Annotated in this window: 15 protein-coding genes; 10 read left to right on the top strand and 5 right to left on the bottom strand. The window is 72.2% G+C overall.

Features of this window, described 5'->3' with window-relative positions:
• The first annotated feature begins 149 nt into the window (after window positions 1-149).
• From coxB to Q0848_RS03800, 5 genes are all read left to right on the top strand, one after another.
• Complete coding sequence (gene coxB, locus Q0848_RS03820; protein ID WP_299035032.1) at window positions 150-1,037, top strand: cytochrome c oxidase subunit II; 888 nt, start codon at window positions 150-152, stop codon at window positions 1,035-1,037.
• Window positions 1,034-2,803 (top strand): cytochrome c oxidase subunit I, encoded by a 1,770-nt coding sequence (gene ctaD / locus Q0848_RS03815; protein ID WP_299035029.1) that lies wholly within the window; start codon window positions 1,034-1,036, stop codon window positions 2,801-2,803. Before coxB ends, ctaD begins: the two co-directional genes overlap by 4 nt.
• Window positions 2,800-3,198 (top strand): cytochrome c oxidase subunit 4, encoded by a 399-nt coding sequence (locus Q0848_RS03810; RefSeq protein WP_299035026.1) that lies wholly within the window; start codon window positions 2,800-2,802, stop codon window positions 3,196-3,198. Before ctaD ends, Q0848_RS03810 begins: the two co-directional genes overlap by 4 nt.
• 87 nt (window positions 3,199-3,285) lie before the next feature.
• Window positions 3,286-3,948 carry an alpha/beta family hydrolase gene (locus Q0848_RS03805; RefSeq protein WP_299035024.1) on the top strand — a complete coding sequence of 221 codons (663 nt, stop codon included), beginning with the start codon at window positions 3,286-3,288 and terminating at the stop codon, window positions 3,946-3,948.
• A 924-nt stretch (window positions 3,949-4,872) separates the two neighbouring features.
• Window positions 4,873-5,016, top strand: a complete 144-nt coding sequence (locus tag Q0848_RS03800) for a hypothetical protein (RefSeq protein ID WP_299035021.1) — start codon at window positions 4,873-4,875, stop codon at window positions 5,014-5,016.
• Window positions 5,017-5,121: 105 nt separating this feature from the next.
• On the opposite strand, the gene Q0848_RS18965 is transcribed toward Q0848_RS03800, so the two are convergent.
• Both Q0848_RS18965 and Q0848_RS03795 read right to left on the bottom strand, forming a co-directional pair.
• Entirely contained in the window at window positions 5,122-5,826 is a 705-nt protein-coding gene (locus Q0848_RS18965; RefSeq protein WP_366146391.1) for a CPBP family intramembrane glutamic endopeptidase, read from the bottom strand.
• A 562-nt stretch (window positions 5,827-6,388) separates the two neighbouring features.
• The gene (locus Q0848_RS03795; protein WP_299035018.1) at window positions 6,389-7,045 is read right to left on the bottom strand and encodes a hypothetical protein; all 657 of its coding nucleotides are present in this window, start codon (window positions 7,043-7,045) and stop codon (window positions 6,389-6,391) included.
• Between the two features lie 77 nt (window positions 7,046-7,122).
• Between Q0848_RS03795 and Q0848_RS03790 the strand changes: the two genes are divergently transcribed.
• Window positions 7,123-7,767, top strand: a complete 645-nt coding sequence (locus Q0848_RS03790; protein WP_299035014.1) for a TetR/AcrR family transcriptional regulator — start codon at window positions 7,123-7,125, stop codon at window positions 7,765-7,767.
• A gap of 160 nt (window positions 7,768-7,927) precedes the next feature.
• Here the strand turns inward: Q0848_RS03790 and Q0848_RS03785 are convergent, their stop codons facing one another.
• Window positions 7,928-8,428: a putative immunity protein gene (locus Q0848_RS03785; protein WP_366146416.1), complete on the bottom strand. Its 501-nt coding sequence runs from the start codon at window positions 8,426-8,428 to the stop codon at window positions 7,928-7,930.
• 95 nt (window positions 8,429-8,523) lie between these two features.
• Window positions 8,524-8,952 carry a putative immunity protein gene (locus tag Q0848_RS03780; protein ID WP_299035010.1) on the bottom strand — a complete coding sequence of 143 codons (429 nt, stop codon included), beginning with the start codon at window positions 8,950-8,952 and terminating at the stop codon, window positions 8,524-8,526.
• A 147-nt stretch (window positions 8,953-9,099) separates the two neighbouring features.
• Here Q0848_RS03780 and Q0848_RS03775 point away from each other — a divergent pair, with 147 nt between their 5' ends.
• From Q0848_RS03775 to Q0848_RS03760, 4 genes are all read left to right on the top strand, one after another.
• The gene (locus Q0848_RS03775) at window positions 9,100-9,396 is read left to right on the top strand and encodes a hypothetical protein (RefSeq protein ID WP_299035008.1); all 297 of its coding nucleotides are present in this window, start codon (window positions 9,100-9,102) and stop codon (window positions 9,394-9,396) included.
• A 62-nt stretch (window positions 9,397-9,458) separates the two neighbouring features.
• A complete protein-coding gene (locus Q0848_RS03770; protein ID WP_299035006.1) occupies window positions 9,459-9,887 on the top strand; it encodes a cytidine deaminase in 429 nt (142 codons plus the stop codon).
• Between the two features lie 470 nt (window positions 9,888-10,357).
• Window positions 10,358-10,924 (top strand): transcriptional regulator, encoded by a 567-nt coding sequence (locus Q0848_RS03765; RefSeq protein ID WP_299035003.1) that lies wholly within the window; start codon window positions 10,358-10,360, stop codon window positions 10,922-10,924.
• On the top strand, window positions 10,924-12,198 hold the full coding sequence (locus Q0848_RS03760) for an MFS transporter (protein ID WP_299035000.1): 1,275 nt from the start codon (window positions 10,924-10,926) through the stop codon (window positions 12,196-12,198). The genes Q0848_RS03765 and Q0848_RS03760 overlap by 1 nt, the downstream gene beginning before the upstream one ends.
• 167 nt (window positions 12,199-12,365) lie before the next feature.
• On the opposite strand, the gene Q0848_RS03755 is transcribed toward Q0848_RS03760, so the two are convergent.
• A complete protein-coding gene (locus Q0848_RS03755; protein WP_299034997.1) occupies window positions 12,366-12,809 on the bottom strand; it encodes a hypothetical protein in 444 nt (147 codons plus the stop codon).
• Window positions 12,810-13,056: the final 247 nt, after the last annotated feature.

The raw sequence follows: 13,056 nt of genomic DNA, 5'->3' as shown, positions 1-13,056 counted from the left end.
CCCGAGGAGCGGCGTCCCCGCGGGGCGCGCCGGGCGCCCGGCCCGCCTCACCCGTCGGAGGGGCGGGGGGTAGCCTTCCGCGAGTCATGTCCCCACTGCTCGGTGCTCGGCCCACGAGGGCTGCGGCACACGACGGACCCGGAAGGCCGATGGTGCGCCCGACCGCCACGAAAAGCTCCCGCCGCAGGGCCGCAGCCCTCTGCGGGCTCGCTGCGACGGCCCTGCTCACGGCGGGGTGCTCCGCGCAGGAGCTCTCCACCGGGTGGCTGCCGAGCACGCGCGAGACCACCGACCACACCGGCCGGATCATCACGCTGTGGAACGGCTCCTGGATCGCCGCGCTCGCCGTCGGCGTCCTCGTCTGGGGCCTGACGCTCTGGTGCGTGGTGGCCTACCGCCGCCGCAAGGACGAGGTGGGGCTGCCCGCTCAGCTCCGCTACAACGTCCCGCTGGAGATCCTCTACACGGTCGTCCCGCTGATGATGGTGGGCGTCCTGTTCTTCTACACCTTCCGCGACCAGGTGGAGATCGAGAGCATCGCGGACGACCCCGACATCGAGATCGGGGTGGTCGGCAAGCAGTGGGCCTGGGACTTCAACTACCTCACCGACGACGTCTACGAGACCTCGACGCAGGTGGACCTCGACGACGAGGGCAACCCCATCACCGAGATCCCGGTCCTGTACCTGCCGGTCGGGGAGACGGTGAACTTCACCCTCACCTCGCGCGACGTCATCCACTCCTTCTGGGTCCCGGGCTTCCTGTACAAGAAGGACATGATCCCGGGCCGGGAGAACGTCATCAGCCTGACGCCGCTGCAGACGGGGCTGTTCGAGGGCAAGTGCGCCGAGCTCTGCGGCCAGTACCACTCGGAGATGCTGTTCCGGGTCGCCGTGGTCGAGCAGGACGAGTACGACGCGCAGATGGACGCGCTGCGAGCCGCCGGCCAGACCGGCGAGCTGGGCAGCGACCTGGACAAGACGACGTCGGACGGCAGCGTCACCGCTGCTGACGGCGCACCGGAGGGCGAGGGATGACGACCTACTACGAGGCCGCCGGCGCGAGCGAGGCCACGACCTCCAGCACGCGCCAGTCGGTGGGGCGGACGTCCGAGCGCACGCTCGGGCGGGCGGTCGTGTCGTGGATCACCTCCACCGACCACAAGACCATCGGCTACATGTACCTGCTCACCTCGTTCTTCTGGTTCCTGGTAGCCGGCGTGATGGCGCTGATCATCCGGGCGGAGCTCTTCGAGCCCGGCATCCAGATCGTGCAGAACAAGGAGCAGTACAACCAGCTCTTCACGATGCACGGCACGATCATGCTGCTGATGTTCGCGACGCCGCTGTTCGTCGGCTTCGCGAACATCATCATGCCGCTGCAGATCGGCTCGCCGGACGTGGCCTTCCCCCGGCTGAACATGTTCTCGTACTGGCTGTTCGCCTTCGGCGGGCTCATGGTCTTCATGGGCTTCTTCGTGCCCGGCGGCGCCGCCTCCTTCGGCTGGTTCGCCTACGCGCCGCTGAGCAGCCAGGTGTACTCGCCGGGCGTCGGCGGTGACCTGTGGGTGTTCGGCCTGGCGATGCAGGGCTTCGGCACGATCCTCGGTGCCGTCAACTTCATCACCACCATCATCTGCATGCGCGCCCCCGGCATGACCATGTTCCGGATGGCGCTGTTCACCTGGAACATCCTGCTGACCTCGGTGCTGGTCATCATGGCCTTCCCGCCCCTGGCGGCGGCGCTCCTGGCCCTTGGCGCGGACCGCCGTCTCGGCGCGCAGGTCTTCGAGGCCGAGAACGGCGGCGCCATCCTCTGGCAGCACCTGTTCTGGTTCTTCGGCCACCCCGAGGTCTACATCATCGCCCTGCCGTTCTTCGGCATCGTGACCGAGATCTTCCCGGTCTTCAGCCGCAAGCCGATCTTCGGCTACAAGGGCCTGGTCTTCGCCACCATCTCGATCGCCGGCCTCTCGGTGACCGTCTGGGCGCACCACATGTACGTCACCGGCGCGGTGCTGCTGCCCTTCTTCGCCTTCATGACGATGTTGATCGCGGTGCCCACCGGGGTGAAGTTCTTCAACTGGATCGGCACGCTCTGGCGGGGCTCGATCACGTTCGAGACGCCGATGCTCTGGTCGATCGGCTTCCTGGTCACCTTCCTCTTCGGCGGCCTGACCGGCGTCATCCTCTCCAGCCCGCCCCTGGACTTCCACCTGTCCGACTCCTACTTCGTGGTGGCGCACTTCCACTACGTCGTGTTCGGCACCGTGGTGTTCGCGATGTTCGCCGGGTTCTACTTCTGGTGGCCCAAGTTCACGGGCACGATGCTCGACGAGAAGCTCGGCAAGATCCACTTCTGGCTGCTGTTCGTGGGCTTCCACGGCACGTTCCTCATCCAGCACTGGCTCGGCGTGGTCGGCATGCCGCGGCGCTACGCCGACTACCTGGCCACCGACGGCTTCACGGGCATGAACCAGGTGTCGACGGTCTTCTCGTTCCTGCTGGGCTTCTCGATCCTGCCGTTCCTCTACAACGTCTACAAGACCTGGCGCACTGCGCCGCGCGTCGTCGTGGACGACCCGTGGGGCTACTCCCGCTCGCTCGAGTGGGCCACGTCCTGCCCCCCGCCGCGGCACAACTTCATCGCGATCCCGCGCATCCGCTCGGAGTCGCCCGCCTTCGACCTCCACCACCCCGAGGTGGCGGCCGCGACCGCGACGACCCCCGACCGCACCACCCTCGACCGCCTCTACGGCGAGGCTGACCTGGCGGGCGAGCCGAAGGGCAAGAACGACGCATGAGCATCGAGACCAAGCTCTTCTTCAGCGGCGTCTTCGTCTTCTTCCCCATCGGCGGCATCTACGCGTGGCTGTCCGGCGGCGAGGCCGTGGGCACCACGGGACTCCTGCTGACCGGTGGCCTCGCCGCCATGGTCGGCGGGTACCTGTGGCTGACGGCGCGGCGCATCGACCCGCGCCCGGAGGACGACCCGCAGGCGCACATCAGCGAGGCCGCGGGCGACCAGGGCTTCTTCAGCCCGTGGTCGTGGTGGCCGCTGCCGCTGGCCCTGTCGGCCCTGGTCTTCTTCTTCGGCCTGGCCGTGGCCTGGTGGGTCACCTACATCGGTGCGGCGATGGCCGCGCTGTCCCTCGTGGGCTTCGCCTTCGAGCACTACCGGGGCCGTTTCGCGCACTGAGCGCCGTGCCCGCACTCCTGACGCCCCGTCGCTGCCTGCAGCGGCGGGGCGTCGTGCTGCTCGGAGCCGGCGCGTGAGGACGGGCGCGTGACGGCGGAGACGCCTCTCCTGACGAGCGGGCGCGCCGTCGAGGTCGACACGCCGGTCGGTGCGGCGCGTGCCACTCTCTACCGGCCGTCGGGTCCGGTGCGAGGGCGGCTGCTGCTGGGCCACGGGGCCGGTGGCGGCTCGGACGCCGTCGCGCACGACCTGCTGGTCGCGGCGTCGAGCGCGGTGGCGCAGGGGTGGGTGGCCGTCCTCGTGGACCAGCCGTGGAAGGTCGCCGGTCGTCGCGTGGCCGTCGCCCCGCCGCGCCTGGACGAGGCGTGGGTGGCTGTCGTGGGGCACCTGCGCGACGCCGTGCCCGAGACGGCGGACGGCCCGCCCCTGGTCGTGGGCGGCCGCAGCGCGGGGGCGCGCGTGGCGTGCCGCACGGCGGCGGCCACGGGCGCCTCGGCCGTCCTCTGCCTGGCCTTCCCGCTCGTCCCGGCCGGGCGTCCCGAGAAGAGCCGCGCCGCGGAGCTGCCGCAGGACCTGCCGACGCTCGTCGTCCAGGGGGAGCGGGACCGCTTCGGTGGCCCCGCTGACGTGGCGGCCGTCGTGCGGTCCAACGTGGCCGTGGCGGGCGTCCGGGGGGACCACTCGCTGCGCGCTGACGACGCCGGCCTCCGAGCAGCGGTGCGCGCCTTCCTCGACGCCTCGGCGAAGTAGGTCCCACGGCGGCGTCCCGCTCCGGTCGTGCGGTGCCGACCACCGGCACGGGGGAGGTGACTCCATCGCCGGGGTGAGGTGCGGCCAGCTGCGGGACGTGCCTCCGACCAGTCCTCGAGGATGCTGCGGTGCAGCGCTGATGATGCTCGACGCCCCCCTGGTCGACCCGCCGTCGGGAGAGGGCTTCGCCGTCCTCGAGGTCGGCGTCGGCTCGAGCTGCCTGTCGGTTCCTCGTGCCCTCGATGACCGCAGCGAGGTCCGGGAAGGCTCCTCGCCGCCGGCCCGTCGTCGATGCGGTCGCCGAGGCCGAGAGCCCCTCGACCTTTGCCTCACGGCTGCGGGAGCCGGCCCAGCACAGCTCAGCGACCGTCCGGGTGGCCGTCGCCGACAACCGTGGCTGCGACGACGCGACCGTGCTCCTGCTCGCTGGGGACGTCAAGGAGCTGGTGCGGCTGTCCGCCGCGGGCGACGTCACCGGCCGGCCCTCGGTCGAGGCCGACCTGGCTGCCTCCCCGGACAGGTGGGTGCGCGCCAGCGTGGCTCACGCCTACGCCCGCCAGCCGCAGCAGCTGCTCCGCGCTACGCAGGAGGTGCTCGCCAGCGACGTCGACCGGGAGGTCCGCCAGCGGATCGCCGAGACCACCGCACATCGTGACGGTACGAGCGGCTGCTCGCTGACCCCGACGGGCGCGTCCGCGGGGCGTGTGCCGCCAACCCCCGGGCCGCTCGGGCGGACGTTCAACACCTGCTGGGGGACCGAAGGGCTGAGGTCCGGGCCATGGCCGTCGAGGGTGGCGTCACCTTCCCGGACGAGGAGCAGATGCTGCGGGCCACCCGCGACCGGTCATCGCTGGTCCCGGTGGACGGTGGCCTTCCGCGTCGGGGCGCCGAGGTCTGTCGCACTGGCGCTGGTCGATGACGCCGATGAGCACGTGCGGCAGCACGCGCGTGCCGCGGCGGCTGACCGCGGGGGACGTGGGGGACCCGCAGGGGGAGGCGGAGGCCATCGCGGAGGACGAGCGGCTCGCCGGGGCCGGGTTCGCCTTCGAGGGACGAGACCGGCGGTGACTGAGCTCGCGGAGCTCGAGTCGTGCACCAGGTGACGGGGGTCGTCGCGGAGCTGGCGGGGGCAGCTCCGCGGGCGCTCGGCCACCGACGAGGACCGCCCGCGCGCTAGGTGTCGTCGCGGTGGTCGAGGACCTCGCGCAGGGTGTGGGCGGCGAGGACGTCGCCGCGTCGGCGCCCGCGCGCAGGAGCTCGAGGGCTTGCTCGGTGCGGTCGTCCTCCCGCAGGAGCAGGGCGAAGTCGTGGTGTCAGCTCGCGTCGCCGGCGTCGATGCCTGCGCGGTAGGCGGCCTCGGCGGCGACCGGGTCGTCGAGGTCGTCGGCGAGGAGTTCGCCGACAGACAGCTACCCGACGGGTGGGTGGGTCAGCTCGGCGTGAGCGCCGGACCTGGCGACCGGCTGCGCCACCAGACCACCGCGGCGACCAGCGCGACGACGACGGCGGGCACGAGCTGGAGCGGGTCCCCGCCACCGACCGGTCCGCGAAGGCGCCGGCGACGTCGACTCGCAGGGCCGTCGACATGAGGAAGGCCATGACGTTGAGCACGGCGTGCAGGACGACAGCCATCTCGAGGCCTCCCGTCCGCCAGGTCAGCACGGCGAACGACTCGGCGAGGCTGAGGTGCCGGGCGAGCACGTAGGGGTCGGCCGAGCCGTGGGCTGCGGTGAAGACGACGCTGGAGACCACGGATCCGAGGACGAGGCCGGCTCGGCTGCCGCGGGTCCAGCCGCCGGTGACGCGGATGATCAGGCCGCGGAGGCCGTGCTCCTCGCCCGCGGCCTGCAGCGGCGTCAGCGGGACCGTGATGAGCACGACGCCGACGATGTCTGCGAAGGACCGGGGCGACTCCTCGCCGGGCACGAGGTAGGTGACGTCGACGGCGGCGACCCACAGCGGGCCGACGAGGAGCAGGGTGCGGCCGACGAGCGCGGGCCGGAAGCCGGAGGCGACCGAGCTCGGGGACGCGCCGGGGACGCCGTAGAGCTAGCGCTGCACGAGCATGCTCCAGGGCACGAGCAGGGCCAGGGAAGCCATGGACGTCGCGTCGTCGAGCCAGGTGCAGTCGGTTCCGCCGACGATCGGCGTCTGTTGCCCCATCGAGCGTCGAGGGCGGCGCCGGCGAGTCCCATGGCGGTGGGGAGGGCGACGAGCCCGGCGAGCACGTGGGCGATGGCCGGGACGCCGCGGCCGATGCGGCGCCGGTCGCCCGAGAGGGCGCGGTGGTGCTCGACGCCGGGCGGGGCGGCGGGTGCGCTCGAGCGCGGCGCCGGCGCCGTGGGCAGGGACGGCGGGTGCGTCGTCGTCATGGGGTGCTCACCGGGTGGGCACGGGTCGTCGTGCGTCCCGCCGCCGTCGCAGTGGGCGGAGCGGGAGATCAGGTCCCGGCGCCGTCCAGCCAGCTGCGATAGCGCAGCCGTAGGGCGCGCTCGGCGCTGCCGAGGCCTGCGCCGAGGCCGAGGGCGACGTTGAGCCAGACCGGCAGGTCGACGGGGGAGTCGAAGGTGGCGCCCAGGGCCTCGGCGACCGGAGGGATCTCCGACAGCGGCTCGACGAGCTGGAGGAGGTTGAGGCCCAGCCCGAGGATCAGCAGGAGCACGGACACCACGCCGACCGAGCGGCCCAGCGCGGGGTGGTGGCGGTCGAGGCGCGCCCGGTGGCCGGCGGCCGACCGGGAGTCGGGTACGAGCGGGTGCTCGGTGCCGTCGTCGGTGACGTGGTGGCAGCGGCGCAGGCCGGCCGCGCTCACCGCCACCTCGACGACTCCGCCCGCGACGGGGAAGACCGCCGGCACCTTCGACACCTGCTCCTGGCGGCCGTCGCGGTACAGGCGGGCCCGCACCTCACCATCACTGCCGTCGCCGCCGTGGCGGACGTCCACGGCGTACCGCGGACCACGCTGCCCTGGGCCGGACAGGTCGAGGTGCATCACCGAGCGGCCCAGCACCTGCCACCAACGGAAAGGTGGCAGCGGTCGGCCGTCGCCCGGCCTCAGGCGCCGGCCCGCGAGGCGGCGTCGCCCTCCTGCGGTCACTTCTCCTCCTTGGATGTCACACTGTGATAGCGAGAGACGGTAGCACGACGTAATAGTACGGCGTAATAGGAGGATTGGTGGAAGAGGGTACCGAGCAGGCCGGCTCGCGGGAGAAGGTCCTCGCCGCAGCGGCGGCGATGTACGCGGAGGACCCGACGGCGACGTTGAGCGTGCGGGCGGTCGCGGCACGAGCGGGGGTGAGCACCGGATCGTTGCGCTTCCACTTCCCGACACAGGCCGCCCTGCGCGAGACCCTGCTGGCCGCCATCTACGACCACTCCTTCCCCGACGACGTCATCACCGACGTCTCGCGACCCCCGCGAGAGCGTCTCCTCACATGCCTGCGGAACCTGCTCGCCCCGGTCGGCACCGGCCCGCAGGCGCGAGAGGCGTGGCGCCGCCTCCTCAAGCAGCTGCTGGCCGCAGAGCCGCCGACGGCGCAGGTGCAGGCGGCGTACGAGGAGATGGGGACGCAGAGCTCACGCCGGGTCGCCCGGTGGCTGCGGGTGCTCGCCGACGAGGGTGCGCTGCCGCCGGGGAACAACGAGGTGCGCGCCCACTTCCTGCTCACCGTCGTCGGTGGGCTGTCCTTCGAGCGGGCGACGCCCGGCGCCGAGGGGGGCCTGCTCGCCCGCGAGGCGCTGACGCTCGGCCTGGCCGTGAACGCCGTCTTCGGCAGGAGCAGCGACGAGGCGGCTGACGGCTCGCCCACTCAGCGGTGACGCACAGTGACCTGGGGAGGGGAAGGGTCGCGGCTGCTCACTAGGTGTCCGTTCAACGCCCCTGCGCGGGCATGCAAACCGGACAGGGCTATCGGGACGTCTCGACCGAGGCGCCGTCTCGTCAGGCCCCTGACCTGCGGCGTCCCCGGTAGACGGTCGTCTACCGACGCAGGGAGGCGTCAAGGGCCTGCATTAGCTGCGCGACCCGTCCGCGACCGGCCGGCGCGACGGGGTACCGGCGGAGCACCTCAACGAGCGTGGGCACCGCGCGGTCCCGAGCCAGCCGGATCGACGCAGCTCCGACGTCCGGGTCACCGCCGCCGCGTAGCTCGGACACCCGGGCTGCGTGGGCTGCGGCCCCCAAGATGTGGCCGACCTGGGTGGCCTGGGCAAGAGGGTGGAGGTAGGCAGCGGCTGCCGCATCGCCGGCGGCGAGGGCAGCGTGCTGCGCGGCCGCGACCGACGTGTCCTTGGCGGCGCGGTGTGCGTCTACGGCAGTGACGCGTTGCACGTTCGATCGTGCTGCGCCGCGGGCGAATGCCCAGGCGGCATCGACGGCCGCCCGCGGCCGGAAATCGTCAGGCCTCGCGTCCTCGAAGACGGGGAGCACTACCTCAGCGCTCTCTGCGGCAAAACGGGCCACCACGCGAATCTCGTCCATGGTCAGCTCGAGATGACCCGCTGCCGTCGCCACCGTTTCAGTCTGGCGCGACTGATGCCACGGCCCAGTCGTTCCGCCGTCTTGCAAGACGATCGTCAGCCGGTCTGGCCGTAGACGTAGACGAGGAAGCGGGTCGGCAGGTGCGCGCGCTGCCAGTCGAGCTCGAGGTCGCGCGCCGGGCCGGTGAGTGCCTTGGCGGTGTAGGGAGCCACCTGGCGGCTGTGGCCGGCCATGTGGGCGATCGCGACAGCCTGACCGCAGGCTCGCGCCGCTGCGGTCGCTGAAGGGCTGGAGGCATCGCGGGCTGCGGCGTGGCAGCCGAAGGCAAGCTGGCGCACCGGTCCGACGGTGAGCTGGGAGTCGGCGAAGGCCAGGGCTCCCTGGAGGGCTTCGCTCAGCCGTCGGTCGTGGGGTCGTTCCGCCGCGAAGAGGGGGAGCAGTCGTTCGACGCAGGCCACTGACCACCGGACCAGCTCTCGGCGATCCTCTTCGGCGAGGACGAGGTCCTTGGCGTCCGGCTCCACGCCGGGACGCTCCCACGGACTGTCGTTCCCGGTCAGGGATCGACTGCCGGACGGCGATTGGCCCGCCATGGAGCTCGTTGTAGATGCTGCGACTGTCGAAGACCGCAGGGGCTTCCGCAGGGAGTCAGCCAGCGTCATGCTCGCGCGATGACCGACGAGCACGTGGACTCGCAGCTCAGCTCATCGCTGCTCGGTCTCCTCGCCGTCTTGGAGGGCGAGGCCCGTGCAGGTCAGCTGCCGCTCGACGTCGCGCTACGCCTACGGCAACGACTGGTGCGCACCCGCGCCTTGCCCGCCGGCGCGTCGCGTGGGGACGACCTGGCCGACGGCCTGGCGGACCTGAACAAGCGGGACGGCCAGGCGTCGCCGCCGACGTCCTCGCGCTGGCCGAGGCTCCCCGGCAGGGGGTCGGTTGCTGGGACCCGCTCGATCACCGCGGTTTGACTCACCTGCCCGGGCATCGAGCCCAGGCCCGCTTCGACTGCTGGGGCTGTCAAGGTTGAGGCATGGAGGAGATCGACAGGACGCAGCTCGTCGCCTCCGCAGCCATGGCGCTGCGACCTCTCAGGGTCGGCGATCGCCTCTTCGGCGACGTCGCCGCGACCTTGGTCACCGACCAGGGAGATCACTTCACCGGCGTCTGCATCGATACCGGCAGTGGAACCGGCTTCTGCGCGGAGGCCTCCGCCATCGCCGCGATGGTCACGGCCGGCCAGTACCGCATCGCCGCTATCGCGGCCGTGTGGCGGGACGACCAGGGTCGCCTGTACGTCCTCCCTCCCTGCGGTCGTTGCAGGGAGTTCATCAACCAGATGGACCCGGCCAACGCCACAGCGGAAATCGTGCTCAGCGGAGGACGGACCACGACGCTGCAAGACCTCTTGCCGGCTCGTGACTGGCCGCAGCCCGAACCGGAGCCCGCCCCACTCCAGTGAACGATCGTGCGCGGGACGTCCGGACGAGGGGTCGGTCGAGGTCCTACCTTCGGGCCATGGCTGAGGTGAGGAGTCCGTCGAGCCCGTGGTCGTGGGGCGCCTTGTGGCTCTGGGTGGCGGCTGTTCTCCTGCTGGTCTTCGCCGCCCTGCTGGCTCTGCCGATGGTCTTCGAGTCGAGCCCGGGGGAGAGGGCGGAGGCCGTGAGACGCCTCTGGCCGTCGGTCTTGGCTGTGGCGCTCACCGGGGCTTGGGCAGCCGCCGCCGGCGCGGGGTGCGTGCGACGCGCACCCCGCTGAGCGACCCCCTGCGGGATGGGCGCAGCGCCCTCGCCGAGGGCGTCGTCGTCGCTGCAGCTGCGCCAGCAGGCGGTCGGCTGCTGGGCCGCGCCGTGTGTGACCCGGCGATGCGCACTGTCAGAGAGACGCTCAAGGACCGTTGAGCAAGAGCCGTTGAGCATCTATGGTCGCGGCATGCCTGCTGAGCCTGTCGATGACTACCGCGTGCTCGCCGCGGTGGCCCACCCGGTGCGCCGCCGCCTGCTCGACGTGCTGCGGGTGGAGCGGGCGATGACCGCCTCGGCGTTGGCCGACCGGCTCGGGGTGGCGGTCGGCAGCGCCAGCCACCACGCGAAGGTCCTCGCCGAGCACGGGCTGGTCGTCCCGGCCCCGGAGCTGGCCAGGGACCGGCGGGAGAGGTGGTGGCGCCTGGGGGACGCACGGATCAGCTGGTCGACGCAGGCCTTCGCCGATGACCCGGCGGGCGCGGCCGCCTCGAGCGCGGCCGATGACCTCAGCGCCCGGCTGCAGCTCGAGCGGTGGCAGACCTGGCGCGCCGAACGGTCCTCGGCTTCGGGGGAGTGGCAGGACGCGGCAACGAGCACCGACGTCTGGCTGCACCTGACCCCAGACGAGCTCGGCGAGCTGTCCGAAGAGCTGACCGCGGTGCTGCAGTGGTGGGCGGGCCGCGCCCGCGAAGACGACCCCGCCGGCCGGCGGCCGGTGTTCGCCTTCGCCCACGCCTTTCCCGCCCAGCCCTGATGGCCGCCCCAGGCGGCACCACTGAGCAGGAGGGGTCAGCGGTCGCCCCGGCGTCGTCGCGGGACTTCCGGCTGGTCTGGGCCGGCACCTCGGCTGGTCGTCTCGGTGACTCGGTGGCCTCCTTCGCCGCCCCTCTCGTCGCGGTCACCGTGCTGGACGCCAGTGCCTTCGTCGTCACCCTTCTCACCGCCGCCGCGTGGCTGCCCTGGCTGCTCGTCGGCCTACCCGCCGGCGCCTGGGTCGACCGGCTTCCGCGGCGCCCGATGATGATCGGCTGCGACCTCGTCTCGGTCGCCGTCGTGGCCTCCGTGCCCATCGCCGCAGCGACAGGGGCGCTGACCATTCCGCACCTGCTGGCCGCAGCCCTGGCCATCGGCACGACCACAGTGCTCTTCCAGACCGCCTGGGCCGGCTACCTGCCCGCGGTGCTCGACTCCCGACAGCTGGTCCCCGCCAACGCCCTGCTCTACGGCAGCGAGTCCGCCGCCCGCGTCGCCGGTCCCGGCCTGGCCGGGCTGCTCGCCGGCGCCGTCGGCGCGGTCGCCGGGTACGCCCTGCAGGCGGTCACCTTCCTCGTGTCGGCGACCTGCCTGGCCCTGGTCCGCACCCCCGAGCGGCGCCCGCCGCCGCCTCCGAAGCGGCACCTGCGCCGCGAGATCGCCGAGGGCATCCGCTTCGTCGCCGGCGACCGGGTCCTGCTCAACCTCGCCAGCCACGGGGCCGTCAGCAACCTCTTCCTCACCGGCTACCAGGCCCTGCTCGTCGTCTTCCTCATCCGCCAGGTCGGCCTGACCGAGGCCACCGTCGGGCTCCTGCTGACCCTCACCGCCCTGGGCGGCATCGCCGGCGCCATGCTCGCCCAGCCCCTGATGCGATGGCTGGGAGAAGCCCGAACCCTGGTGCTGACCAAGTCCCTCGCCGGTCCCTTCGCCCTCGCCGTGCCCCTGACCGAGCAGGGCTGGCGGCTGGTGCTGTTCGTCGCCGCCAGCACCCTCGTCGTCCTCGGCATCACCGCCGGCAACGTCATCTCCGGCAGCTTCCGCCAGCGCTACGTCCCCGGCGAGATCCTCGGCCGCGTCACCACCAGCATCCAGACCCTCAACTACGCCGGCATCCCCCTCGGTGCCGTCCTCGCCGGCGCCCTTGCCACCGCCATCGGCACCCGATCCGCCCTCTGGGCCCTCACCGTCGCCTACGCCGCCACCGGACTGATCCTTCTGCTCGGGCCGCTGCGAGGACGCCGCGACCTCCCCACGCGCGGCGCCGCCGTCTAAGGCCTCGACGTGAGCTTCGGGCCGCTGCACGAACAGGCGACAGCAGGCCCCTGACGTCCAGGCGACGTGACCGGTTGAGGATCCGTGTCCGGAGGCGAGCTCGCGTCCACCCGACGTCCGCGGGGCCCCTCCCGCGGTGGGGCTGGCGGCTCAGGAGGACCGCGCGCCTATGTGTCGTAGTCGAAGCCGTCCCAGGGGGCGTAGTAGGCGATGAAGTTGCCGGGCTCGATGTTGATGAAGTGCTCGCCGTCGTCGTACTGCCCGACGCGCCACCCGAAGTCGACGCCGTCCACGGAGGCGATGAAGGGCTCGACCTCGATGTCCTCGAGGGCGTAGTCGCCCAGCTGTGCCAGACGGGCCTGGACCAGGTCGTCTGCACCGGCAGGGGCGGCCTGCCCCGGGGGCAGGCCGTCGGGGCGTGCGACAGCGTCCACGCACACCTCGTCGAAGGTTCCGTCGGGGTGCCAGAGGAAGAGGCCGACGTAGGAGTCCTCGTCGAACAGCTCCTGGCTCAGGAAGAACTTGCGCCCGTCCTCGGCGGTACCCGCGTAGGGGACGTGGTAGTCGTCGGGGGCGATGGTGAAGCGGGTGGGAGCTCCGTCTGCTGCCATCTCCGTGTCGTCCTCAGCCTCGGTGGTCCCCGTGCACGGCGCCGTCGTCGCGGGTGGGTTCGAGGTCTCCGTCGCTCCCGGTGCGCACGACGGCAGGAGGAGCAGCGCTGTCGCCGCGAGGAGCGTCGGACGGCAGCGCCGGTCGGACGAGCTCACCATCCGCGGCCAGACCATGGGGGGAGGCTAGAGGTGGCGTCGAAGCGCCGACCTGGGCCCGGCCGTCTGTCACCCGTGCGGTCGCACTTCG

Origin of the sequence: uncultured Pseudokineococcus sp., from assembly GCF_947495735.1 — a bacterium.
In the GTDB taxonomy this organism is placed as follows: Bacteria; Actinomycetota; Actinomycetes; order Actinomycetales; family Quadrisphaeraceae; genus Pseudokineococcus.
This window is presented reverse-complemented; position numbering and strand designations above follow the sequence as displayed.

Excerpts from the sequence above, each read along its gene's own strand:
- coxB (WP_299035032.1), top strand. The coding sequence starts at position 150 with ATGGTGCGCCCGACCGCCACGAAAAGCTCCCGCCGCAGGGCCGCAGCC.
- ctaD (WP_299035029.1), top strand. The coding sequence starts at position 1,034 with ATGACGACCTACTACGAGGCCGCCGGCGCGAGCGAGGCCACGACCTCC.
- Q0848_RS03810 (WP_299035026.1), top strand. The coding sequence starts at position 2,800 with ATGAGCATCGAGACCAAGCTCTTCTTCAGCGGCGTCTTCGTCTTCTTC.
- Q0848_RS03800 (WP_299035021.1), top strand. The coding sequence starts at position 4,873 with ATGAGCACGTGCGGCAGCACGCGCGTGCCGCGGCGGCTGACCGCGGGG.
- Q0848_RS03785 (WP_366146416.1), bottom strand. The coding sequence starts at position 8,428 with ATGGACGAGATTCGCGTGGTGGCCCGTTTTGCCGCAGAGAGCGCTGAG.
- Q0848_RS03775 (WP_299035008.1), top strand. The coding sequence starts at position 9,100 with ATGACCGACGAGCACGTGGACTCGCAGCTCAGCTCATCGCTGCTCGGT.
- Q0848_RS03770 (WP_299035006.1), top strand. The coding sequence starts at position 9,459 with ATGGAGGAGATCGACAGGACGCAGCTCGTCGCCTCCGCAGCCATGGCG.
- Q0848_RS03765 (WP_299035003.1), top strand. The coding sequence starts at position 10,358 with ATGCCTGCTGAGCCTGTCGATGACTACCGCGTGCTCGCCGCGGTGGCC.
- Q0848_RS03760 (WP_299035000.1), top strand. The coding sequence starts at position 10,924 with ATGGCCGCCCCAGGCGGCACCACTGAGCAGGAGGGGTCAGCGGTCGCC.
- Q0848_RS03755 (WP_299034997.1), bottom strand. The coding sequence starts at position 12,809 with ATGGCAGCAGACGGAGCTCCCACCCGCTTCACCATCGCCCCCGACGAC.